This is a genomic window from Bacillus sp. RIT 809 (genome assembly GCF_016892495.1).
Lineage (GTDB): Bacteria > Bacillota > Bacilli > Bacillales > Bacillaceae_G > Bacillus_A > Bacillus_A cereus_U.
On the sequence record NZ_JAFEMR010000001.1, the window covers coordinates 62,328 to 87,308 of the forward strand.

Here is a 24,981-nt window from a genome sequence, read left to right on the forward strand (position 1 = left end):
ATTGGCTCAATCAAAATTTGGGATTTTTAGAACTGCACCTGTATTCGCCGATGTTACCATCTGCGCATAACGTCCAAGCCAGCCAGTTTTCACTTTTGGTTCCGGTCGTTTCCATTCTTTTTTACGTTTATCTAATTCTTCATCACTAACTCTTACTTCTAACAAGCGTTCTTCAACATCAATACATACAATATCTCCTTTTTCAAGAAGTGCAATCGTTCCTCCCGCAGCTGCTTCTGGTGAAATGTGCCCTACTGAAATACCACGTGAAGCACCAGAGAAGCGACCATCAGTTAAAAGTGCAACATCAGCTCCTAATCCCATACCAGCAATTGCTGATGTTGGTGCTAACATTTCCGGCATACCAGGTCCGCCTCTTGGCCCCTCATAGCGAATGACAACTACGTCTCCTTTCTTAACTTTCCCAAGCATAATGCCGGCAAGCGCCTCATCTTGTGAATTAAAAATAACGCAAGGTCCTTCAAATCGTTTTACTTCGGTTGCTCCGCTTTTAATAACCGCTCCATCTTTCGCAAGGTTTCCTTTTAATATACGTAATCCCCCTTCTTCACTATGAGGATTTTCGAGAGAATGAATCACTTCCTTATCTTGAATCTCTGCATGAGCGATATTTTCTCGTAACGTTTGCCCAGTAGCAGTTATACGATCAAGGTGAAGTACCCCTTCTTTTCGGCTCATCTCTTTCAAAATTGCACTAATCCCGCCTGCTCGATCGATATCTTCCATATGCCAATTAGAAGCTGGACTTACTTTACATAAATGCGGTACACGCCTTGAAACTGCATCAATGCGGTTCATATCGTAATCTAACCCCGCCTCTTGCGCGAGTGCTAACGTGTGTAATACTGTATTCGTTGATCCACCCATCGCCATATCAAGTGCAAACGCATCATCAATTGCTTCTTCTGTTACAATGTCGCGTGGTTTAATATCTCTTTCAATTAAAATTTTCAATTTTTCTGCTGCTTGTTTAATTAACTCCTCACGTCTTGGATCAATTGCTAAAATACTCCCGTTACCAGGAAGAGCTAAGCCTAACACTTCACATAAACAGTTCATAGAGTTCGCTGTAAACATACCGGAACAAGAACCACAAGATGGACAGCCATGATCTTCAATATCCTTTAATTCTTCTTCTGAAATTTTCCCAGATTGGTAGGCTCCTACCCCTTCAAAAACAGAACTTAAATCGACAACTTCCCCTTTAGATGTTTTCCCAGCTGCCATCGGTCCACCTGAAACAAAAACAGTTGGAATGTTTATGCGAAGTGCAGCCATCATCATACCTGGTGTAATTTTGTCACAGTTCGGAATACAAATCATTCCGTCAAACCAGTGTGCATTTACAACCGTTTCTACTGAATCTGCAATAATTTCACGACTCGGAAGCGAATAACGCATACCGATATGGCCCATCGCAATCCCATCATCTACTCCAATTGTATTAAATTCAAATGGAACCATGCCTGCTGCACGTACTGCTTCTTTTACGAGTTTCCCAAACTCATTTAAGTGCTTATGACCTGGAATAATTTCAATAAAAGAATTACAAATTGCTACGAATGGTTTATCAAAATCTTCATCTTTTAAACCAGTTGCTTTTAATAAACTACGATGCGGAGCTTTATCAAAACCTTTTTTAATCATGTCACTTCTCATCTTGTCAAATCCCTTCTTACACATTTTTTCTCTTACTTAATCTATTTTTTAAAAATAAAAACTCTCACCTCAGCAATCAACTACTACTTAATAGTAGCTTTGATTGCTGAGGCGAGAGTTTCGCGTTACCACTCAGCTTCCTTACACTTCTCACGAAGTATAAGCTCTGTAGGTCCAACCAGACCCCCGTCCTTTTACCGGAGACGATGCCGCCGCCCTCTACTCAGTTTCCCTTTCGCAAGCGATGCTCCGAGGTGATATTCAATGATTCGATGGTTACTACTCTCGCAGCCTTGGAGTAGCTCTCTGAAACGATCATAATCATCTACTTTCCTCTTCTTTGCATATACAAAATATAAAGTCAGAAAATTCTCAATTAACTTTTATTTATTAAACGTATTATAGGACTTTCTTCTTTTCATTGTCAATATATTTTTTGAAAATTTATTTTTCAATCTCAATTCATATACTAAAAAGTTATTTATTTTTTCTCAAAACAAAATTGGAATGAACTTCTTACACGTACTCATATATTACTTAAGTATGTTTGCTTTTCTACATAAAGAAAAACAACTTAAAAACATATAAAAAATTTATGAGGAGATGAGAGAACTATGTTAAAAGGTAAAATAGCATTAGTTACTGGCGCAAGCCGAGGAATTGGACGTGCTATCGCAAAACGTTTAGCAAACGATGGTGCATTAGTTGCTGTTCATTATGGTAACCGAAAAGAAGATGCTGAAGAAACTGTTCATGAAATTCAATCAAATGGCGGATCAGCTTTTTCTATCGGTGCAAATCTTGAATCTTTACACGGTGTAGAAAACCTATATAATTCTTTAGATACTGAATTGCAAAAGCGAACTGGTGGAACGGAATTTGATATTTTAATAAACAACGCTGGAATTGGACCTGGTGCTTTTATTGAAGAAACGACTGAACAATTTTTTGATAGAATCGTTTCAGTAAATGCAAAAGCACCATTCTTCATCATCCAACAAGCTCTATCTCGTTTACGTGACAATAGCCGAATTATTAATATTTCATCCGCTGCCACTCGTATTTCTTTACCTGATTTCGTTGCCTATAGTATGACGAAAGGCGCTATTAATACAATGACTTTTACGTTAGCAAAACAGCTTGGCACACGTGGTATTACGGTGAATGCAATTCTTCCAGGCTTTATCAAAACAGATATGAACGCAGAACTCTTAAGCGATCCAATGATGAAACAGTATGCTACTAACATTTCAGCTTTCAATCGATTAGGTGAAGTAGAAGACATTGCCGATACCGCTGCATTTCTCGCTTCCCCTGATAGTCGCTGGGTTACTGGCCAATTGATTGATGTGAGCGGAGGATCTTGTTTATAAAAAACATATATTTTCAAATCTTTTTTATTGCGCAATAAAACAATTTATATAATACTATATAAAACATATAAATTTAGGAGGATTACAGCAATGTCAGAGAAAACATACGAACTCGCAACCTTCGCAGGTGGTTGTTTTTGGTGCATGGTAAAGCCATTTGATGAACTTCCTGGTATTCATAAAGTACTTTCCGGCTATGCGGGTGGTCATATAGAAAACCCAACATACGAACAAGTAAAATCAGGGACATCGGGACATTTAGAAGTCGTTCAAATTACATTTGATCCTTCTATTTTCCCGTATCAAAAATTACTAGATTTATATTGGCCACAAATTGATCCAACTGATGACGGCGGACAATTTTTCGATCGTGGTCCCTCTTACCGCACAGCAATTTTTTATCATACTGAAGCGCAAAAAGAGCTTGCAGAAAAATCGAAGCAAACTCTAGCAGAAAGCGGTATGTTTAAAAACCCTATTGTGACTGAAATTCGCTCAGCTGCACCTTTTTATGAAGCAGAGGAATACCACCAACATTTCTATAAAAAGAATCCAGAGAAATATGCTACCGAGCAAAAAGAATCTGGTCGTGAAGATTTCATAAAAGAAAATTGGCAAAAATAATAATAAAAACGCATCGTGCTTTCTTTTAAAAGTACGATGCGTTTTTATCTTTGAGAAAAGTACCATACAATTAAAAGACCAATCGCGATTAATAACATCTGTTCAAAAATGCCATGTAAACTCTCATTTTATGGAAAAGAATAAGAACCCCTTTTTGTAAAAGGTTTCTTATTCAGTAGATTTAAGTTTAATTATTTTCTACATACCTTATTCCATAATTACTCCTGAAATAAAATAATATTACCCGCGATTTATTAGAAATTAAACATTCTTATTCCCATCAACACATATTTAGATTGACAAAATGTTTGGATCGGGCAGTCGGATACCGTGCCAGCTGTCTACATCGCATTGGCCATATTCGTTATCACCCACTGCTACCACCGTGCCGTCTGATTTAAGACCGACTGTATGGGCACAACCCGCCGCTATCGCTACAATATCGCGCCAATCACTTACATCACATTGACCATGTTTATTATTACCCACAGCCGTCACTATGCCGTCAGATTTAAGACCAATTGTATGATTACTCCCTGCCGCTATCGCCACAATATCGCGCCAATCACTTACATCACGTTGGCCATGTTTATTATTACCCACAGCCGTCACCATACCGTCTGATTTAAGACCAACTGTATGAAGATAGCCTGCCGCTATCGCCACAATATCCCTCCAGCCACTGACATTACATTGGTCATACCGATTATTACCTACAGCCGTCACCGTACCGTCCAATTTAAGGCCGATAGTATGCCAGTCGCCTGCTGCGACCGCCACAATATCACGCCAGCCGCTTACATTGCATTCACCTTCTTTATTTCGCCCCACTGCTACCACCGTACCATCCGATTTAAGACCAATGGTACGCCGCCACCCCGCCGCCACTGTTACAATATTATTCCAGTCGTTTACATCGCATTGGTTATGCTTATTCCAACCCACAGCTACCACAGTACTGTCAGTTGTAAGACCGATTGTATGAGCATTACCTGTGTTCGTCGCCATATGAACATTCCCCACCACGACCGCTTCAATATCACGCCAGCCGCTTACATTGCATTCACCTTCTTTATTTCGTCCCACTGCTACCACCGTGCCATCTGATTTAAGAGCAACGGTATGACCACGACCCGCCGCTATCGTATCTTTAGGCCACCGTTTCACTTTTAATACCTTTTCTTTCGGTGAAATGTAATTCATGTTTTTCCTCCTTCAAAATAAGCAACTGTATCAAAACATATATTTTTATCAAACTTTAATTTTAATCTACATCTTCAAAGGAAACCTATTATTACTTCTTCAAAAAATAAAAACCTCCAGTTTAAATACTAGAGGTTTCTTCTTTATTTCTTCAATCGTTCAATAAAATCGTTCAATTTATCAAGCGATTTCATATTATGATTACAAGCTACACCATCTTTGCAAATATAGTTTCCCTTTCTAACGAAAGTTCCTGGTACATCACCTTTAATTTCAACTAAAAACATTCCTACTTCTTCATGCCCATGACATAATGAACAAATGCTTTTTTTATTTAAACTTTGAAATGTTCCTTGCAGACCAACAAACTTATTTTTATCATTTTTCGCTATAATAAATTTCCTGCTTGATCCCTTGTCAATCCAGCTTAAATAAGATAATTCTTTCATATCCAGTTCTTCCATATCAGGAAGTTTTAACTTTTTCGCCTTAGGAAATAATTTCTTTAACGTTTGTGCTGTAACTTCCTGAAACGGAATTACATACGGATTTATTTTCATTAAAAACGATTCTGCATCTTCTCTATTTTGAACTGTTAATACCGTATCAATTAACTCTTTCTGTTCATCCGTTAAATTCTCAAATACATGTATTATCTTTTCAATTGCAAGTGATTTTAACGCTTGAATTACTCCTCTATCATTTGCCGTCGCATGCCCATTTGCTAAAATATAAGCTTGTGATTTTATAAAATTATATTGATCACTTCTAATAAAAGCTTCCATCTTTATCACTCCATACAAATTGTTGATCTAGTTTTATTGTATACAATGATTAAGTTTTTTGATATGTAAAAGATAACTTAGAAATAAAAATTACATAACTGCATCGGTTATTTTCTACCGATTCATCTCCTGACAAAAGAATCCATCATCTGTTTTCCATTCCGCATATAGTACGTCCTCAAATTTAGTAATCCCTTTTTGCTTTATTTGTTTATAAAGCCATCCTTCATCAAATCCTGCTTCCCTCAAATTATCCTTAACTACTTTCCCATCACTAATTAATGAAATAGGTAAGTATACAGGGTTATGTTTTAAACTTAAATCATTTATAGTAGGAGATTCATATTTACTTTTTTTCAATACACTTATGTTTCCGTTAGGTTCCAATATCATATACTCAACTTCTCGGATTGAAAATATATCTTTTTGTTGCCTAAGCATTTGTTGCAATTGGTTAATATCTAAATGATTTACACTTAATTGCTCTCGGTCAATATACCCATTGCGAATAATAATAGAAGGGTATCCTTCAAAAAACCTTCTTGTTCCTCTTATTTTTTGGGTTATCACTTCTATTGTGTAAATTAAAACCACCCAAACAAATACTGAATATAAAATAGACCACACTTTAATTTTAGGATCGTATATTGAATTTCCAACAAGCTCACCAAGGACGATAGCAGAAATAAAATCAAAGGGCGTTAGCTGAGATATTTGTGTTTTCCCTAATATTTTTGTAGCAATTAATAGAACAAAAAAACCAACTAAAAGCTCTATCGTTATTTGTCCAAGATGATTCATAGTTATTCACCTTTCTGCTTTAACCCGCACTCTATGTATTCTGTTTAATACATAGACATTGCATTTTTGATATTATCATGCCCATCCATATTCAATACATACAAAGTAAAAAGAGTCTGATTCAAAATAATATTCGAATCAGACTCTTTTACTTTTGTTTATTTAGAATACACAATCTTTTTAATCGTTTCTCCGGAAAGAAAATATTCTTCTGCTAATTGATGAATTGCAATTCCACTTTTAAAAGCGTCTTTAATTGCTTTATTTCTTTCATCCAGTTGTTTTCTTCCGCCAGATCGTGTACCCCATTTATAATGTTTTGTTTCTTGTTTTGGAATGTAAATTGTTTCACCTTGTATATACTTTTGAATTTCAGCAATTAAACTTTCTGGTAAAACGGCCTTAGCCTTTACGTATTTCATTTCTGCTCGCCCCTTATTTTTTATGGTTCATTTCAATAAGGTGCAAAGCCAAATATAAAAAATGATACGAGCTCATTTTGGCGATTGATTGTATATTACTTGTCTACCTCACGCAAAGTATCGCCATTTCCATACTTGGCTTTGCATGAGACGCTGCAGTGTCTGGCAATTGAATTGTAATCGCCACATAAACACCTCCTAATATACCTTTTGCATTTTATTATATGATAAATTCCCTCTCCTTGCATCTTCACAATTTTTGAAGCAACAAGTTACACAGTTTGATATAATACTTTTTAATCGAATCAAAAAGTATAGTGAGGTTGCGTTATGAAGAAGAGAATAATCATTACAATAGTTACAATATTCATTATTACTACAGCTTTATTCGGAACATACAAATTGATGAACGCAAGAAGCTTTCAATTATTTGGAGATCTAACAAATCACGTAGAAACAAATGAAAAAGTGATTGCTTTAACTTTTGATGATGGTCCTACTAACAATGTAAAACAAATATTACCACTACTAGATAAATACAATGCGAAAGCTACTTTCTTTGTTATCGGAAACGAATTAGAAAACAATTTACCATTAGGAAAAGCAATTGTTCAATCAGGGCACCAACTTGGAAACCATACATATTCTCATAATAGAATGGTTTTCAAAACTCCTTCTTTTATTAAAGAAGAAATAGAAAAAACGAACTCGATAATCCGTCAAACAGGATATACAGATGAAATTGATTTTAGGCCACCCAACGGTAAGAAATTAATAGGACTACCATACTATTTAAACAAAAATAATATTGAAACTATCACATGGAATCTTGAACCTGATACTTTTTATAAATCTGCAACTGACAAAATTGACTACGTCAATAAGAATATAAAACCTGGTTCTATCATTTTATTGCACTCTATGTACGATAAATCTAATGAAAATCTGCAGACCATTGAAGGTATTTTAGACTCTTTATCTAAAAAGGGGTATCAATTCGTAACAGTAAATGAACTGCAAAAAAGAGAAAAATAAAAAGGTAGCGTATCATACCAAGATACGCTACCTTTCTTTTTATATAATTCCAAGTACATTTAGGAATACGATAATAATCGCAATTGGTGCAATATAGCGAAGTAAGAATAACCATAATACGAATAGTTTATAGCCTTTATTTTTACTTACACCAAGCTCTTTCATTAATACATCTTTCTTCATTTTCAACGGAACAAAGATGGAAACTAATAAAACACCAAGTGGCATTAGTATGTTACTAACCGCATAGTCTGCTAAATCAAAAATTGTTTTCCCAAATGGTTTCACATCACTTAACAAACCGAATGATAATGCTGATGGTACCCCAACAACAAAGATTAACAACCCAACAATTAAAGCCATTTTTTCACGTTTCCCTTTGCTTTTACCTTTTGTTGTTAAAGATGCAACGCTAATTTCTAACATCGAAATTGCTGATGTAATAGTAGCAAAGAAGAATAGTAATAAGAAAACGATGAAGAATAATTTTCCGAACGCCATTTTACTGAAAATAGCTGGCAATACGATAAATAATAGTCCTGGTCCTTGAGATGGTTCCATTCCAAATGCGAACACAACTGGGAAAATTGCAAGTCCTGCAAGTAATGTAATAACAAGTGTTAAAGCTACGATAGAAAATGCTGAACGCGGTAAACTTTCTTCTTTCGGTAAGTATGAGCTATACGTTACCATAACGGCTACACCGACAGATAGCGAGAAGAACGATTGCCCCATTGCATATAAAATGATTTCTGATGTTACGTTTGAGAAATCAGGTTGTAAGAAGAATCGAACTCCTTCTTCAGCACCGTCTAACGTAAGTGCACGAACAATTAATACAAAGAATAAAACGAATAGCGCTGGCATGAAATATTTATTTACTTTTTCAACACCATTTTGTACACCTTTACTTACGATAAAAATAGTAATAAGGATGAATAATAGCTGTGATCCAACTGCTAAATACGGATTGGAAATGATTTCACCAAACGTAGCTTCGTATGCTCCATTTCCTTCCCATAGTCTACCTGTAATTGCATTCCATAAGTATAATAAAATCCAGCCCCCTACAACACTGTAGAAAGAAAGTAATATGAAACATGTTACAATCCCTAATTTACCTAACCACGGCCATAACGTTTTAGGAGCAATCTCTCTATACGCATCAACAGCCTCTTTTTGTGTACTTCTTCCAATAACGAATTCAGCTAATAATAGCGGTAAACCAATTAATAATGTGAAACCGATGAAAATAAGGAAGAACGCTCCGCCTCCTCCGATTCCGGCCATATACGGGAATTTCCAAATCGCCCCAAGACCAATTGCTGAACCTGCTGCAGCTAATACGAAACCTAATTTCGATGTCCATTGCTGTGAATTCATCTTTTTATCTCCTCTCTTTTTCTATTTCTATTTTACAATTCAGTATTTATATTGTTCTATCAATACTCTTTTCTAATACACTCACTTCCTCCCTAATAAAAAACGCCCCTACGTAAATACGTAGGGACGACAAAAAATATCGCGGTACCACCCTAGTTATGAAGATACAACAAAAGTAAGCCCTAAATAAAAACGTCCCTACGCAAATACGTAGGGACGATAAAATATCGCGGTACCACCCTAGTTATGAAGACACAACAAAGTTAAGACCTAAATAAAAAACGTCCCTACGTAAATACGTAGGGACGATATATATCGCGGTACCACCCTAGTTGTGAAAAAAATCTTCACCACTTTATTTGATAACGGTATGCACTACCGTCTTTCATTTCCTCACAATGTGAGATTTATGAAAGATGCTCCAGGACGAACTTCATGAATAATCTATATACTGATTCACACCAACCATCAGCTCTCTGAAATAGGGAGATTTTCACTACTATACCCTTTCATTGCTCAAATATTATTTTCCGAATTGATTACTATCATTTTTATCATACATTAAAAATAGTGTCAACTTATATTTTGAAATTTTATGCATTACATTCTATTTAAAAATTCAAAATATGACTTTTAAATGAATAGTATTAGAACATTTATGGTTTATACTGTATTAACTTCTCTAACAGGTTTATAGTAGTATACGATAAATGCAAGGCAGCACGAGTAGGAGGAAAGAATTTTGTCTACTTCAAAAGTTTTAAAAGGTACTGCTTTATTAAGCGGTGCAACAATGATTTCACGAATTTTAGGTTTTATATACTTTTTCCCCTTTCAATTATTAGTTGGAACGCAAGGGGTCGCTTTATACGGATATGCATACTCTTGGTACGGTATTTTATTAAGCTTTTCAACAGCTGGTATTCCAATTGCCGTCTCAAAATTTGTTGCAAAACATAATGCGCTTGGTGATTATAGTACAAGTAAAAAATTGTATAACTCGAGCGTAAAATTGATGTTGTTTATGGGCTTTTTAGGATTTTTAACTTTATTTATTGGAGCACCGTACATATCACAATTTATCATTCGCTCGAAAACGCCAGATCCACAATTTATCGCCGACGTAACACTTACAATGCGAGCATTAAGCTTCGCGCTTATTATCGTACCAGCTATGAGTGTTACACGTGGTTATTTCCAAGGTTTTCAACATATGAAACCTAGTGCTGTATCTCAAGTTGTGGAACAAATCGCGCGCGTTGTTTTCATTTTAGTTGGTAGTTTTATCGTCTCAAAACTATTAGGAGGCTCAGTAGCTTCTTCTGTTGCAGTTGCTACGTTTGGTGCTGTTATCGGGGCACTTGCAAGCGTCTCTATTTTAATGATGTACTGGAAAAAATATAATGGATTAAAACCTCCTGAAGGTGAGCTAAAAACAAGATCATCAAACATTCCGTTAAGAAGTATTTATATGGAATTACTGCGTTATGCAATTCCAATTGTATTTGTAGGCATTGCAATCCCTCTCTATACGTTAGTAGATCAATATACCGTTGCTGATGTCCTTAGAGCAATGGGTGAGCCTTTAGAAACCGCTAATGCCGTTTTCGCTTATATAACGAACTATGCACAAAAGTTAATTATGATTCCGGCTTCACTTGCAACTGGATTCTCATTAACGATAATTCCAGCTATTACGAAATCATTTACAAGCGGGAAGCTAGATGAATTACAAGGACAAATTTCAAAGATATTTCAAGTATTATTATTCTTCACTATCCCAGCAGCATTCGGTCTAGCTAGTATCGCTTACGATGCATTCCGCATGGTTTATGTAAATCCTGAAATTGCACTTGATGGATCACAATATTTAATTTCATTTGCACCGTCTGCTATATTAAGTGCGATTTTCACCGTTTCAGCAGCTATATTACAAGGAATTGATTATCAAAGAAAAACAATGATTGCATTCTCAGTCGGTATTCTCGTTAAAATTCTGTTGAACACACCACTTTTACACTTATTCGGTGGACATGGCGCTGTGCTTGGAACAATTCTTGGATACCTCGTTTCAAATATTATTATGTTGTACTGCATCGTTAAATTTGCGAAATTTAACATTGGCGAAACAGCAAAAACAGTATTTCTTATTACGGTTTACTCCGCGGCAATGTCTGCTGTTGTAATCGCATTAAGAACATTTATAAGCTGGATTATCCCTGGTCAATCTTATGTAGAATCACTGATTATTGTGTTTATATGCGCCTCAGCAGGAGGATTTGCTTATCTTTTATTCGTACTAACGAGTGGACTTGCTTCACATATTCTCGGTGATCGTATTCAACGTTTACCTGTACTAGGGAAATTAGTTAAATAAAAAAGAAGAGATGTAACTTGTTGTTACATCTCTTCTTTTTACTTCGCATATTGAATATGCTTTTGTTGTTCAGCAATATTTAATTTTGGAGCATATTGTTCTACTAAATGTAATACCTCTTCGATTAACACTTCTAACTCCTGTACACTATACTCCGGTTCCCCTATCAGCGTATTTGCCATACGCTCATATAGATTTTCAGGTTTAATACTCATTCGTTCCACATTATCTGGCATCCATTTAAATGCAGGATGATGCACGTACATTCGGTTCATTCCAAACAAGACCCCAAATATATTTCTTTGTACTTCACAAATAACATCATAAAGCATAAGCCAATCTTTTCGTTTCAAAAGAGCCTCTCGATTATGCCAACGATTGCTTAACCAAAGGTTTTCTGAAATCATCCTTTTCGCCAGTTCTTCTGGATATGCTTCAACTCTATCTTTTAGAGCATGTACTTTCACTTCTCCATACAAACTCACACCATCATGAACCGATGATACAATACATTGTTTCTCATAATTTATATCATGCTGCTCTATAACTTCTGAAATAACCTTTTCTACTGTCACTGTTAAAAAATTACTAATCTCTAGTTTAATTCCTTCTTTCGTCAAATATGTTTCCGACCATTCTTCTTCCTCGTAAGGGTGATATGACAAAATCGTTCCACCAATATTGTTAATAGGTCCTTGACGATCCTCATCCTCTGGCGGTGCTGACCATAAAATATGTAATTCAATATCTGAATGTTCATCTTCTAACTTTCTAGCTACAGATCCTGCTAAAATAATAGCTTCGACTTTCGGGTTTTGCCTATAAATCTCCGACATTTTTATCGCTTTCTCTTTTAATCCCATTTCATTTCCCCCTAAAACTGCAGTACTCCCCTTACTTTTCATTTATCTATTTCAATATTCCGCATTACATTACCTTTTCAAATTCCTACTAAATTATATTTCTACCCAATAACGCTGAACAATTTCGCCAGTATGAGTAGAAACTACTTCATTTTCTAACACACCGCCAACCTTTTGAATCGTTTTAGCAGAACCAATATTAGATTTATCACAAGTTATTAACACTTTCTTCAATCCTAATTTTTGCGCTTCAGCCAATGAAAGTTGAAGTTGTTTAGTAGCATATCCTTGGCGACGTTTATTAGGATGCACACTATAACCGATATGACCGCTTTCCAGCAATAATTCTGGATTTAATCGATGTCTAATATTCACAAAACCTATTAATTTCCCTTTCTCCAAACTTAAAAACTGACTAGACGGCACTCGATTAAATGGTAAGTTTTCGCCGGCTTCTTGTATACTCACTTTTTCAAACCATTCATCAAGAGAACCAAAATTTTGTATAGAACAACTACCGTGCGGTTGTTCTCCTGAATTTAAAAATGCCTGCCGATACTCCATAATTTGTTCGCTATATTCATATGTGGGTTTCAATAGTTTCATTGTCATTCTCTCCACTCACCCATTCTCTATTTTTCTAAAAGAAACACCTTAATAGCGGATTTTCATCCTACTACTAAGGTGCTTCTATCACTTTTATTCAAATAGCCCCATACTTAAATAACGTTCCCCTGTATCAGGTGCAATACATAAAACTTTTTTACCAGCACCTAGACGCTTCGCTATCATAATTGCGGCGTAAACAGAAGCTCCTGAAGATGGCCCTACTAGTAATCCTTCTTGTCTTGCTAAGTTCCTCATTGTAGTTAATGCCTCTTCATCTGCAATTTGAATAATTTCGTTATACACTTCTGTATTTAAGTTTTTTGGAATAAAACCAGGACTTGTTCCGACTAGTTTATGAGGGCCTGGAACACCACCAGATAACACTGGTGATCCTTTCGGTTCTACTACTGCAATATATAAGTTTGGTAGTTTCTCTTTTAACGTTTCACCGGTCCCTGTAATTGTTCCACCTGTTCCTGCGGTTGCTACAAATGCATCAAGCTCTCCATCCATTTGTTCATAAATTTCAAGTGCAGTCGTATAACGATGAACATCCGGATTTGCTGGGTTTTCAAATTGCTGCGGAATAAAACTATTTGGAATTTCTTTTTGTAACTCTACCGCCTTCGCAATTGCTCCTGGCATTCTTTGTTCTGCCGGTGTTAAAACTACTTCTGCGCCGTATGCCTTCAATAAATTAATACGCTCTTTGGACATATTGTCTGGCATAATTAAAATAGCTTTATATCCTTTAGCAGCTGCATTCATCGCTAAACCAATTCCTGTATTCCCGCTCGTCGGTTCAATAATTGTATCTCCTGGTTTTATGAGACCATTCTCCTCCGCAACGTGAAGTAAATTATAAGCAGCACGGTCTTTCACACTGCGTGATGGATTAAACATTTCTAGTTTCACATACACATCCGCTGCGTCTTCTGGAATAAATTTAGATAACCGGACGACAGGTGTATCTCCTATTAATTCTGTTACGTTTTCACATAATTTCATAGTGCATCCCCTATTCTATCGTTTTCTTATCACTTGGCAGTAACCATGAAGTAAGTCCAATTAATGGTAAACAACTACATAATAGCATAATGAACTGAAGGCTATACATATCAGCTAACTTCCCAAGAACTACAGCACCTAATGCTCCAAGGCCAAACGCAAGGCCGACAATTAATCCAGATACCATTCCAACTTTACCTGGAACAAGTTCTTGTGCATATACAACGATTACACTAAAACTACTAGAACTAATAAATCCGATACATAAAAATAACGGTACAACCCACATAAGAGAAACGTGCGGTAACAATAGTGCTAGCGGCGCTGAACCGAGCATGGAAAAGACAATGATCTTTTTCTTACCGAATCGATCCGCTAGCGGACCACCAAAGAAAGTACCTAATACACCAGCAATCATAAAAGCAAAGACGAAATACTGTGCATTTTTTATCGATAAACCGTAATGCTCTATTAAATAAAATTGATAGAAATTCCCGATACCAGCACCGTACCAAGAACGCACGAATGTTAGAAAAACAAGAAGTATAATAACAAATTTAATGTGCGTACTTACAATCGCATTTTCAGCCTCAAGTGCAGCCCTCTTTTTCCTTCTTACAGCACCAGTCGCTAATTCATTTTTATACCAATTTGAAACAAAAAGTAACAATACAATCCCTACCGCTGCGAAAGCAGTAAAACCTAGAGAACCAATTTGACCTAGTGGAACGAAAATGAGCGCTGTAAAAATAGGTGCTAGCGAATTCCCTGTATTCCCTCCCACTTGATAAATCGCTTGTGCTAAACCACGTTTGGCACCTGCTGCCATATAAGCAACCCGAGCACCTTCTGGATGAAAGACTGCGGAACCTAATCCAATAAATAAAACAGAAATAATAACAATAATAAAATTCGGGGCAAACGCGAGCCCAATCATCCCAAGCATGCTCGAAAACATACCGAGTGGTAATAAAAATGGTGACGGCTTCTTATCTGAATACATACCAAAAACCGGCTGCATAATCGATGACGTCATATTTAACGCGAACGCTATCCACCCTACTTGCATGTAGGATAAATTCATCGTTTTTTCCAAAATAGGAAACAACGCTGGCACAACTGCTTGCATCGAATCATTCAAAAAATGTCCGAAACTAATCGCAAATAATATTCGATATATCGTCGGTGTTTCCACTGCACTTTTTTGTGAAACTGCCTGCATATACGAATCTCTCCTTCCTGTACAAAATATATATTTATTACAGTAAGTGTAATAAATTCCGAGTTTTGAAACATTTCTATTCTATACTGGTTTCGTTTCTATTTCCAGAAATTCAACTTGTAAAAAAATATATTTTTTCTATATGCTTTGTCGGATTTATTTATATGAACTCTCTGTATTTTCTTTTATACTAAGGCAGGACGAAAGGAAGGCTTGCAACTATGAAAAAATAGACGACCCTAAAGCATATTAGGATCGCCTTTTTTATTAAATAGAAAAACGCTTATACTTCTCATAATCACTCGTCTTACATTCTAGTGCCATTTTCGTACCTTCGTTTTCATAACTCGTAGATAAAACGTGTGCATGATTGTTGAAATACGAAACTACCTGTCCTTGATCATACGGAATTAACATTTCACACTTCGTATACTCTTTATAAATGTGTGAGCGAACCACTTCTACAAGCTCTTCAATTCCAACATGTTTCTTCGCAGATAGATAAACGCGATCTTCTTGCACTTTCGGAATTTCAACATCTACCAAATCTGATTTGTTATATGCATAAATCGTCGGGATATTTTCCACGCCAATTTTCTTTAACGTTTCATTTGTAATATCAATTAATTGCTCATAATTGGGATTTGAGTAATCTACGACGTGAATGAGTAAATCTGCTTCAGCCACTTCCTCTAGCGTTGAACGGAATGCTTTCACAAGATGATGCGGTAATTTACTTACAAATCCAACTGTATCTGTTAATAAAAATGATTTATTATCTGGTAAATCAATATTTCGTACAGATGTCTCTAACGTCGCAAATAACATATCTTTTTCAAATACTTGTTTCTCTACAGTACCGTTAAAAATTTCAAGCATCGTATTCATTATCGTTGATTTACCTGCATTCGTATATCCTACTAATGACACAACTGGAATTTCATTTTTCTTACGTTGTTTACGCTGCGTTTGGCGCTGTGCAACAAGTGCCTCTAATTCTTTATTTAGAGCTGCAATTTGTTCTTCAATTTTACGACGGTCTAATTCCAACTTCTTCTCACCGACACCTTTATTTTTCGTGCCAACTCCCCCGCTTTGTCTTCCTAAAGATTCACGAAGACCGATTAAACGAGGCATCATGTACTGAAGATGGGCCACTTCTACTTGCAACTGCGCTTCTTTCGTTTTCGCACGTTGCGCAAAGATATCTAAAATTAAAATGGTACGATCAATTACTTTACAATCTAAATCCTCTTCTAAATTTCGAATTTGTGAAGGAGATAATTCGTCATTAAAGATGACCATATTTGCATCTACTTCTTTCACATACGCTGCTACTTCTTCAATCTTCCCTTTTCCAATATAATGCGACGGATTTACTCGTTGTAAATTTTGCGTCACTTGACCGATTACTTCCACATCACAAGCTTCCGTAAGATTCGCTAACTCTTCCATCGAATATGCAAAATCAGCTTCCTTACCTAAATTTACTCCAACTAATATTGCTCTTTGTAATAATTCTTCCATATATTTATTCCTCCATTTCGATTACGTAAATAAAAAGCACAGGTCACTGCCTGTGCTTTCGTAAACGGATAAGGGTTCACCAAAGAAATAGAAGAAAGCAGTGCTTTCGTCCTATAACATGGTCAAAAAGTCCTAAGATAATATACGTATTCACACCAAGTGTTCACCTATACTATCCCATTCTATTTTTAAAGGCAAAACAAAAAGAGGGCGTATTCGTCCCTCCCTCTTTTTCACATATAAGCTTAATAAAGGGTTCCTTTAAAATAGGCAGACCAATCCCGTTCACTCTGTACACAGACAGAGCCTTTGAGCGCTATTCAATTATTGGCACAAAGTGTTGAGACGTAATCTGATTAAGATCAAAGGAAGCCCCTCCGTTCATTTCAAGTTATATAAAGTGTAGCATAAGTAATTCGCTTTCACAAGATTTAACAGACTATATCACTCTAAAGAAAATCTTTATATTCTTACTTTAATCGTCATTTTTTGCGAGTTCTTCTCACAATAAAAATAACAACAGCAATTATCAGTAACACACTTATAGAAATGATAGCAACTTGCCACCAACTTAAACCGCTCACCATCTCACCTTTTAAATCCACTTTCTTCGTTGGAGTTGACTCTTTTGCAATATGACTTAAAGTCTGTTTCTCCATCTTTGCATCATCTAATCGCTTCGTTCCACTGCAGATAGATGTCCCTAACTTTTTCTCCCCTGTATAAGAAGAAAAGACTAGATACTCTCCCCCCTCTGCAAAACGAAATGTACAGCTACCAAAACTTGTATAAATGATAATTTGCGAAGAACTTGTCCCTTTCCAAATTTTCTTCACTTCAAATAATACTTTAGTTCCAACTCCCTCTTCACTTCTAACATCAATTACTTTCCCCTCAAAAACTACATCATTATTTTGAAATGCATCTTCTGGTGTAAATTTCGCACAATCACATGCATAAGACTTCTCTGGCAAAATAAAAGATGTAACGCTACATATTAAAATAAGAGACAACAAATATACGATTCTTTTCAAGAATCTCAGACCCCTTCATTATCAATTTTAGCAGCTTTCTGTATATTATTTTTACGTCATTCGCCAGATTCCTCCATAGTGAATTAAACATTATCGTTTCCATACAATAAAAGTTTTTATTGACATTTTTACAACCTTATATTAGTATCAGCTTGTAAAAATGTCAGGAGATGTTCCTATGCATTCTAAATCTCGTATTACTACAATTGGTACTTATATTCCAAATCAAGTATTGTCTAATAACGATTTAGAAAAGAAGGAAATTTAAATAATGGAGATACACTTTTACTGTACGGTTTTGGCGGTGGACTTACGCATTTAGGGCTTATCGTGGAGTGGGGTTTAAGTTAAACGAATTAAAAAGAGATTCTAGGAAATAACTAGAACCTCTTTTTAATTTCATGAATTTTTTTTACCTAACCGAGACCATATCACAACAGGAATTAGCAATAATGCTAACACCCCTCCCGCTAATGATAATGCGGCATAACTGGAATTAGCTACTACCATTCCTGACATCGCTCCACCTGAAGCTCCGGCTAACGCAATAAAAACATCTATTTTCCCTTGTGTTTTAGCGCGTGTAGAAGGAGTTGTGGAATCAACAATTTGTGCTGTACCACTAATCAATCCGAGATTCCATCCTAATCCAAGTAAAGAAAGAGCAACAATTAATAATAGTAAAGAATCACTCGGTGCTATCGCAGCTATGACACCCGCTGCAAGTAAAATCACCCCACCAGCTATACTCATCTTAGTACGGCCAATTTTATCAATTAACATTCCTGTAACAAGTGATGGAAGGTACATTGCACCTACATGAAAACCAATCACGAGACCTACTGCACTTAATCCATGACCGTGGTGTCCCATGTGAACTGGAGTCATCGTCATAATCGCAACCATCACTATTTGAGTAAGTATCATTACGATTGCTCCAACAGTAACACCACGTTTATTTTCTATCATTTCTTCTGTTACTGGTTGCCCTTTATATGTATGTTCTTGTTTATATGTTTCTATTATGTTAGCAATAATTAATGGATCTGGACGAAGCATAACAAAAAGGACAAGGCCCGCAAGTATAAATGCCGCTGCTGATAATATGAACGGACCTGCAAGGTTAGGAATTCCAATTGAATGGGCAAAATCTCCCATTACGCCTACTAAGTTCGGTCCTGCAACTGCACCAAAAGTCGTCATAACCATCGTAATACTAATAGCAGTTGCTCGCTGCTTCTTATCCGCTAAATCGGTACCAGCATAACGAGCTTGTAAATTTGTAGCTGTACCTGAACCATATATGAGTAAAGAGACTAGTAATAGAATAATATTATTTGTTAACGCAGCCAATACAACTCCAATAGCCCCTAGTCCCCCTACTATAAACCCTGTTGCAAGTCCTATTCGGCGACCATATTTTTGCGATAACTTCCCAACAAAGAAAGCCGCTACAGCGGATCCCATTGTAAACATAGCAGCCGGTAATCCCGCATATGCATCTGTCCCAAGCATTTGCTGTGCAAGAAGTGCACCTACTGTAATTCCAGCAGCTAATCCCGCCCCGCCAAACATTTGTGAAATACTTACGATTATTAACGTTCGTTTGTATAATTTTTGTTGCTCTTCTTCTGTATACATACGCTTACTTATTAAAGCATCTGCTGTATCTATCATTTCCTCACCCTCCCTATGAAACTAATATCTCTTGTTAATGTACTATAAAACAACAAAATCCCAAAATTTAAAGCGCTTAAATTTATCCATATTTCGTTACTCCTACACCTTAAATAATGCTAAGTTCCTTTCGTGAAGAAACTTAGCAAAAAAATTATTGTTTCCAAATAATGATTAAAGTGCGATTTATTATAAATACCATTCCAAGAATAATAGCTAAGGTTATTTGATCAACAACATATAGAGCAACTGAGGTAACTGCAAACAATATGATTTCCAACATAAACCTATATGGTTCTGGCAGTTTTAATGATGCTTTAGGTGCAATGAAAATCCCCCATATTGTCGCAAAAAGTAGTGGTGAGCCAATGCCAAAAATAAATTTCACATATACACTTTCCCAAAATTGAAAGCCCCAATAACATAGTGATGTAAGAGCACATAATTCTAGAAAAAATCGAATCGCTAAATTTATAGGTTTTATAAACATTTAAAGAACACCCCTTTGAAAAATATGTTTAAAATCCTATGAAAATAATATTATGCATCCGTTATTTGAACTTGATACGTGCCCATTCATGACATGTAAAAAACAATTATACAACTTATTAATATTATTCAGTTTATCTTTCTAAACTTCGAAAACTTGATCTTGACGGATAATGAATGAAAGCAAATACTTAATGACAGTGATACATATGCCTATAATCACAAAATAAAGAACTCCACGGTTTACGTTTCGCCCATTACCGAGGAGTTCCCAAAATAACTCTATAAATTTTTTTGACAGCTAATGTTCCATAATTAAAATGCGATTCATATTTAGCCTATTCCCCTTACAATTCCCCTACTACTCTTTCTTAAAGCTTCCCCTTCCCAAAACAACAAACTTACTAAAGCACAAACTAAAATAATTGGTACACTCGCTTTATATAAATATATAAAATACTTCCAACTAAAAAGCTGTCTTGTAATTTGGTTTTACCAAATTACAAGACAGCTTCCCTTCATATTTCCTATACAAACCTTTTTACTATTTGACTCCTGCATCTTGCATAGACTCAATTTCCTTTTTCTTACCTTCTTTTATTTCATAATAATAAGAAGGTAATTCTATATTATGTTCTAAGAAGTAATTCTCAATTAATGAAATAATCACTTTTAATGTTTTCAAACGGGCGTATAGTTTATCATTACTCGCAATAATATGCCATTTCGCATTCGGCTTATCTGTTTTTTCAAACATTTCTTCCGTTGCTTCAACATACTCATCCCACTTTTCACGATTTCGCCAGTCTTCGTCTGTAATTTTCCATCTTTTAAGAGGGTTGTTCTCTCTTTCTGTAAATCTCTTTAACTGTTCATCTTTACTAATATGATAGAAAAACTTTCCTATTATGTAATGATCATCTGTTAATAGTTTTTCGAAATCATTAATTTCATCATACGCTCTCGTCCACTCTTCGTTTGTAGCAAAGCCTTCAACACGTTCAACTAATACACGCCCATACCATGAACGGTCGAATATAGTAATTTGCCCGTACTGAGGAAGTTTCCGCCAAAAACGTTGCAAATAATGATACCGTTTTTCATGAGGAGCAGGCGCGCCAATTGGATTTACTTGGAATCCACGTGGATCAAGATGTTCAGTCACTCGCTTAATCGCTCCGCCTTTACCTGCCGCATCCCAACCTTCCATAACCATCATAACGGCTATTTTCTCTTCTTTTAAAATTTGCTGTAGTGCCAATAAGCGCATTTGATATTTTTCAAGTTTCTTATTGTACTTAGATTTTGATTCAATTCTTTTCGTTAAATCTACTTTAGCAAGATGCTCTTTTTCCATCAAACGAATCCCCCTTGTTATATGACAATGTTATTTTAACATATTTATTGGTAATTTTTTCATATTATTATTCTTTTGATTCATACGCGAGACTCTCCATCTTTAGTTTAATAAATCGATACAAAGATGACATATACACTTACCAACAAACATATGTAATTGAATGCTAGACACAAAAAATGCTGTGCAGAAAAACCTCTACACAGCTTCCTTATCTAATTCCCCTTAATATATCACTTTAATAGCATTTATCTTTTGACACATCCACTTATACTACAAACTAATTACCAGCGGAATACCTGCTTCCGGTAAAAAATAAGCAAACACTGTAAAGCCGATAATTAATATTGCAAATAACGACGTTACAACTCCAACCGATATTGTTAGAAAAATAGCATTCGAACCTTTTCTTACAGAACGAACAATCGAATATATCCCAAAGAAAAGACTTAATATTGCTACAATTATATATACAACTACTGCATACCAAGGATTAACTTCCAATAAAACACCCGAAATAAATATATACAAAAATAATAATTGTAGAAAAATACTACTCCCCGTGCTTACTAGTACTTTCAATATAATGTTCTCCCTTACAATTCACTCTGACTAGATTTGATGTGTATCAACATATGGATCGCGTATATACCAGCTATTAAGCAGACGTGCCAAGTATAACCGTAGCGAATACTATAATGATTCCTAAGCCGAGACTCATCCCCTACCCCCTTACATTATATGGTATATTTTCTCAAACAGAGCGAATAATAACAAATAACTTTGTTAAAGAATGGGGGTTTTTCAAAATGAAACGAAAAATAATAACTCTCTTTACGCTTATATGCTTAGCACTACCAATACAAGCTAGTGCATACACATTTCAATCACTACCAATTGCGTCAAAGTCTAAACAGTGGTATATCGAAATTGACAAATCTCATAACTCAAACAAGCAAGCCGTGCAGCCAAAACAAGGTGTATATGATACGTATAGTTTACTCTTAAAAAATATTGGTAATGATGTTGCAAATGTATCGGTGGAAATACTTGATAACACACCTACATCTAAAGCTACCTTTAATCCTACTTCATCTAATAACAACGTTTCAAAAAGTCATACAAGCTTTGACTACATGGTATTCCCATTAGACTTTAATAGCCATAATTTTAAAGTTGTCATTACTTGGGAAGAAAAGAATTTCTCTTACAACGGTCATCCAGTACATGAGAGTAAAAAAATGAAGCAAACATTTGTGTTTAATGAAGAGTAAGTCCTAATTTGATTAGGGCTTACTCTTTATTTACAAAACCCGATTGAATTGCTTCTGTCACTTCTTTTGCAATATGTATTTTTGTAGCGTCTACACAGACTTTTTTGTCCCAAACATGTACGGAAGGCTCTTCATTAGACAAATGCTTAATTAAGATGAGTCGATTATATATCATTTTATTTTCTATAGGAGTAGCAATATACACCGTGAAATTCCTTGCTTCAAATACCTTTTCTCCCAAAACGTATTTACATCCCAACTCATGTACTACTAAATCGTTTAGGTTTTCTATAGTCATATACCATATCCCCTTTTAGCCTACATAATCAATCGAACCGCCGAATACTTGGTACAGACAATGCCATTCCAATTGTTATGAGTACTAAAATAGCTAGCGTTATAATTGTTATCTTTCCACCTATTACAGTAGCTAACCAGCCTACAATCACATATCCTAATGGCAATAAAGCAAATGAGCCTAACATATCAAGACTTGCCACTCTTCCAAAAGCTTCTTCTGGTACAAGCTCTTGTAAACTTGTTTCCCAAATAAGCCCAAATATCATAATACCGAATCCTTCAATTGCCATTAATCCAATTAAGGCGGGTGCCCAAGAAACGAAAGGCATAATTAATAACGCCATTCCACTAATTAAAACACCACCATACGCAAGTAATCCTCTCTTATGCCACCGCTGCCTCCCACCAAAAATTAGTGCTGCAATTACAGCTCCAGCACCAGAAGCAGCCATACCTAAGCCATACACGTAAGCTTCAAAATGATGATGAACATTAAACAACCATGGAATTAATACAACGATAACGCCTGCATAACAAATATTAACGAAAGAAAAGACTAGAATGGTAATCCACAACCACGGATGACTTTTTAAAACTAAAATACCTTCCATAAACTCTTGTTTGTAATCGATCTTACTCTTTTCAATGGGTTTTACTTTTTTAAACTTAATTTCTTTTAAAAATAATAAACATAAAAATGATAACAAATACGTTGCTGCATCTAGTCCGAAGCCTATCCCTGCAGATGTAACTGATACTATTAACCCACCAAGTGCTGGGCCAATTAATCGTATTCCTTGATTACTCATTTGCGTTAATGCATTAGCTGCATTTCGAATTTCCGGTACAAATACTTTCGCTCTTACAGCTGAATATGCCGGCTGAAATATCCCTTCCATAAGTCCATATAATGCAACAAGTACATATAAAAGTGGAATTGTTAAAATGTCCATAAATATAAGTGGTGCAAATAAGAGCATTAATATACAGCGAATTATATCTGTAAATAACATCAATTTCACCCGGTCAATTCGATCCACGACTAATCCAGCAAACGGTAACGCAAGAATATTAGGAAGCATGTATATTGCCATAGTCATTCCCATTACAACTGTTGAACCAGTTAATGAATACACAACGACTGGCAGAATAACCATCGTTATCGAACTACCTAAAGTCGAAAGTAATTGCCCAATCCATAAAAACTTAAAGTGCGGTGACACTTTAACTGGCAATAACAATTTACCGACATAACCTAAATTTTTCTCTGTTGGTATTTCTCCTTGCATATCTCTCTCCTCTTTTCAAATGATTATAGACTTTATAATGAATAACCGAAAATTAATAATATTCTATTTTTAATTTTATAAGAAACTATTATGTTATGGTAAAATTATCAAAAAAAGATAAAGGAGAATACATTATTATGCCTCAAAATTCTCATAATATCGAGCACCGCATCTATACAATGTGTATGATCCAGCGAAATAATGACGCTTTACTTATAAAACGCCCCGACCATCGAGGTTTTCCTGGCTACATAGCTCCTGGTGGAAAAGTAGATTTCCCAGAAAGCATATTACAAGCAGCTATACGAGAATCGAAAGAGGAGACCGGACTCCACGTTTCTAATTTAATTTTCAAGGGGTTAGACGAATATGTAAATCCTAAGGAAAATGTTCGATATATGGTATTTAACTATTGGACAGATTCATTTGAAGGTGAACTCCTTTTAAATCCTCCTGAAGGCGAATTATTATGGGTACCAATTGATGAAGCACTAAATCTTCCTATGCAAGATTGGTTTAAAGAGAGATTCCCATTATTTTTTGAAAAAGGTACGTTTGAAATTCAACGTGTTTGGGACCGAGACTTGGATAAACAAGTTGCGATGACAATTACGCATACGTAAAAAAGCTTGGAATCGCTCCAAGCTTT

Annotated in this window: 24 protein-coding genes, 2 pseudogenes and 2 other annotated features; of the genes and pseudogenes, 8 read left to right on the forward strand and 18 right to left on the reverse strand. The window is 35.7% G+C overall.

The annotated features are described in order from the left end of the window. Nucleotides 1-6: 6 nt before the first annotated feature. Nucleotides 7-1,680: a dihydroxy-acid dehydratase gene (ilvD, locus tag JTF23_RS00285; protein ID WP_204207842.1), complete on the reverse strand. Its 1,674-nt coding sequence runs from the start codon at nt 1,678-1,680 to the stop codon at nt 7-9. Nucleotides 1,681-1,784: 104 nt separating this feature from the next. After that, nucleotides 1,785-2,030 (reverse strand) — a binding site (T-box leader). Nucleotides 2,031-2,294: 264 nt separating this feature from the next. On the opposite strand from ilvD, the gene JTF23_RS00290 reads away from it, so the two are divergent. After that, nucleotides 2,295-3,053: an SDR family oxidoreductase gene (locus tag JTF23_RS00290; protein WP_204207843.1), complete on the forward strand. Its 759-nt coding sequence runs from the start codon at nt 2,295-2,297 to the stop codon at nt 3,051-3,053. 90 nt (nt 3,054-3,143) lie between these two features. Next, the gene (gene msrA, locus JTF23_RS00295; RefSeq protein WP_204207844.1) at nt 3,144-3,677 is read left to right on the forward strand and encodes a peptide-methionine (S)-S-oxide reductase MsrA; all 534 of its coding nucleotides are present in this window, start codon (nt 3,144-3,146) and stop codon (nt 3,675-3,677) included. A 291-nt stretch (nt 3,678-3,968) separates the two neighbouring features. Here msrA and JTF23_RS00300 read toward each other — a convergent pair whose 3' ends face one another. From JTF23_RS00300 to JTF23_RS00315, 4 genes are all read right to left on the reverse strand, one after another. Further along, nucleotides 3,969-4,880, reverse strand: coding sequence for an RCC1 domain-containing protein (locus JTF23_RS00300; RefSeq protein ID WP_204207845.1), 912 nt, complete (start codon nt 4,878-4,880; stop codon nt 3,969-3,971). Nucleotides 4,881-5,023: 143 nt separating this feature from the next. Beyond that, on the reverse strand, nt 5,024-5,665 hold the full coding sequence (locus JTF23_RS00305) for a FusB/FusC family EF-G-binding protein (protein ID WP_204207846.1): 642 nt from the start codon (nt 5,663-5,665) through the stop codon (nt 5,024-5,026). Between the two features lie 114 nt (nt 5,666-5,779). Next, nucleotides 5,780-6,466 carry a DUF421 domain-containing protein gene (locus tag JTF23_RS00310; protein WP_204207847.1) on the reverse strand — a complete coding sequence of 229 codons (687 nt, stop codon included), beginning with the start codon at nt 6,464-6,466 and terminating at the stop codon, nt 5,780-5,782. 158 nt (nt 6,467-6,624) lie between these two features. Continuing rightward, a complete protein-coding gene (locus tag JTF23_RS00315; protein WP_000878314.1) occupies nt 6,625-6,888 on the reverse strand; it encodes a CD3324 family protein in 264 nt (87 codons plus the stop codon). 330 nt (nt 6,889-7,218) lie between these two features. Here JTF23_RS00315 and JTF23_RS00320 point away from each other — a divergent pair, with 330 nt between their 5' ends. Beyond that, nucleotides 7,219-7,923: a polysaccharide deacetylase family protein gene (locus tag JTF23_RS00320; RefSeq protein WP_204207848.1), complete on the forward strand. Its 705-nt coding sequence runs from the start codon at nt 7,219-7,221 to the stop codon at nt 7,921-7,923. A 39-nt stretch (nt 7,924-7,962) separates the two neighbouring features. Here the strand turns inward: JTF23_RS00320 and JTF23_RS00325 are convergent, their stop codons facing one another. After that, the gene (locus JTF23_RS00325) at nt 7,963-9,306 is read right to left on the reverse strand and encodes a sodium-dependent transporter (RefSeq protein ID WP_016104499.1); all 1,344 of its coding nucleotides are present in this window, start codon (nt 9,304-9,306) and stop codon (nt 7,963-7,965) included. Nucleotides 9,307-9,604: 298 nt separating this feature from the next. Further along, nucleotides 9,605-9,828 (reverse strand) — a binding site (T-box leader). Between the two features lie 220 nt (nt 9,829-10,048). On the opposite strand from JTF23_RS00325, the gene JTF23_RS00330 reads away from it, so the two are divergent. Next, nucleotides 10,049-11,683 carry a putative polysaccharide biosynthesis protein gene (locus tag JTF23_RS00330; protein WP_016104498.1) on the forward strand — a complete coding sequence of 545 codons (1,635 nt, stop codon included), beginning with the start codon at nt 10,049-10,051 and terminating at the stop codon, nt 11,681-11,683. A gap of 38 nt (nt 11,684-11,721) precedes the next feature. Here JTF23_RS00330 and JTF23_RS00335 read toward each other — a convergent pair whose 3' ends face one another. From JTF23_RS00335 to JTF23_RS00360, 6 genes are all read right to left on the reverse strand, one after another. Beyond that, entirely contained in the window at nt 11,722-12,546 is an 825-nt protein-coding gene (locus tag JTF23_RS00335; protein ID WP_016104497.1) for a DUF4037 domain-containing protein, read from the reverse strand. Nucleotides 12,547-12,639: 93 nt separating this feature from the next. Continuing rightward, nucleotides 12,640-13,152, reverse strand: a complete 513-nt coding sequence (locus JTF23_RS00340) for a GNAT family N-acetyltransferase (protein ID WP_307839131.1) — start codon at nt 13,150-13,152, stop codon at nt 12,640-12,642. A 93-nt stretch (nt 13,153-13,245) separates the two neighbouring features. Continuing rightward, entirely contained in the window at nt 13,246-14,163 is a 918-nt protein-coding gene (gene cysK / locus JTF23_RS00345; RefSeq protein WP_088098933.1) for a cysteine synthase A, read from the reverse strand. A 10-nt stretch (nt 14,164-14,173) separates the two neighbouring features. Next, on the reverse strand, nt 14,174-15,385 hold the full coding sequence (locus tag JTF23_RS00350; RefSeq protein WP_016104494.1) for an MFS transporter: 1,212 nt from the start codon (nt 15,383-15,385) through the stop codon (nt 14,174-14,176). Between the two features lie 267 nt (nt 15,386-15,652). After that, nucleotides 15,653-16,912 (reverse strand): GTPase HflX, encoded by a 1,260-nt coding sequence (hflX, locus tag JTF23_RS00355; protein WP_016104493.1) that lies wholly within the window; start codon nt 16,910-16,912, stop codon nt 15,653-15,655. Between the two features lie 482 nt (nt 16,913-17,394). Then, nucleotides 17,395-17,946 carry a cobalamin biosynthesis protein CbiN gene (locus tag JTF23_RS00360; protein ID WP_199660773.1) on the reverse strand — a complete coding sequence of 184 codons (552 nt, stop codon included), beginning with the start codon at nt 17,944-17,946 and terminating at the stop codon, nt 17,395-17,397. Nucleotides 17,947-18,124: 178 nt separating this feature from the next. On the opposite strand from JTF23_RS00360, the pseudogene JTF23_RS00365 reads away from it, so the two are divergent. Together JTF23_RS00365 and JTF23_RS00370 are read left to right on the forward strand one after the other, a co-directional pair. After that, a pseudogene (locus JTF23_RS00365) lies at nt 18,125-18,202 on the forward strand (3-oxoacyl-ACP synthase); the annotation flags it as partial. Then, a pseudogene (locus tag JTF23_RS00370) lies at nt 18,196-18,297 on the forward strand (3-oxoacyl-[acyl-carrier-protein] synthase III C-terminal domain-containing protein); the annotation flags it as partial. The pseudogenes JTF23_RS00365 and JTF23_RS00370, both read left to right, overlap by 7 nt. A gap of 48 nt (nt 18,298-18,345) precedes the next feature. Here the strand turns inward: JTF23_RS00370 and JTF23_RS00375 are convergent. The 4 genes from JTF23_RS00375 to JTF23_RS00390 form a co-directional block, all read right to left on the reverse strand. Beyond that, the gene (locus JTF23_RS00375) at nt 18,346-19,623 is read right to left on the reverse strand and encodes an MFS transporter (protein WP_204207850.1); all 1,278 of its coding nucleotides are present in this window, start codon (nt 19,621-19,623) and stop codon (nt 18,346-18,348) included. 154 nt (nt 19,624-19,777) lie between these two features. Next, nucleotides 19,778-20,113: a YrdB family protein gene (locus tag JTF23_RS00380; protein ID WP_204207851.1), complete on the reverse strand. Its 336-nt coding sequence runs from the start codon at nt 20,111-20,113 to the stop codon at nt 19,778-19,780. 543 nt (nt 20,114-20,656) lie between these two features. After that, nucleotides 20,657-21,469 carry a polyphosphate kinase 2 family protein gene (locus JTF23_RS00385; RefSeq protein WP_204207852.1) on the reverse strand — a complete coding sequence of 271 codons (813 nt, stop codon included), beginning with the start codon at nt 21,467-21,469 and terminating at the stop codon, nt 20,657-20,659. 273 nt (nt 21,470-21,742) lie between these two features. After that, on the reverse strand, nt 21,743-22,051 hold the full coding sequence (locus JTF23_RS00390) for an alpha/beta hydrolase (protein ID WP_204207853.1): 309 nt from the start codon (nt 22,049-22,051) through the stop codon (nt 21,743-21,745). Between the two features lie 227 nt (nt 22,052-22,278). On the opposite strand from JTF23_RS00390, the gene JTF23_RS00395 reads away from it, so the two are divergent. Then, nucleotides 22,279-22,743 carry a hypothetical protein gene (locus JTF23_RS00395; RefSeq protein WP_002168672.1) on the forward strand — a complete coding sequence of 155 codons (465 nt, stop codon included), beginning with the start codon at nt 22,279-22,281 and terminating at the stop codon, nt 22,741-22,743. A 19-nt stretch (nt 22,744-22,762) separates the two neighbouring features. Here the strand turns inward: JTF23_RS00395 and JTF23_RS00400 are convergent, their stop codons facing one another. Continuing rightward, the gene (locus JTF23_RS00400) at nt 22,763-23,041 is read right to left on the reverse strand and encodes a hypothetical protein (RefSeq protein ID WP_204207854.1); all 279 of its coding nucleotides are present in this window, start codon (nt 23,039-23,041) and stop codon (nt 22,763-22,765) included. A gap of 28 nt (nt 23,042-23,069) precedes the next feature. Next, complete coding sequence (locus JTF23_RS00405; protein WP_204207855.1) at nt 23,070-24,332, reverse strand: MFS transporter; 1,263 nt, start codon at nt 24,330-24,332, stop codon at nt 23,070-23,072. A 137-nt stretch (nt 24,333-24,469) separates the two neighbouring features. Here JTF23_RS00405 and JTF23_RS00410 point away from each other — a divergent pair, with 137 nt between their 5' ends. Continuing rightward, nucleotides 24,470-24,955: an 8-oxo-dGTP diphosphatase gene (locus tag JTF23_RS00410; RefSeq protein ID WP_002148930.1), complete on the forward strand. Its 486-nt coding sequence runs from the start codon at nt 24,470-24,472 to the stop codon at nt 24,953-24,955. The last annotated feature ends 26 nt before the right edge of the window (nt 24,956-24,981 follow it).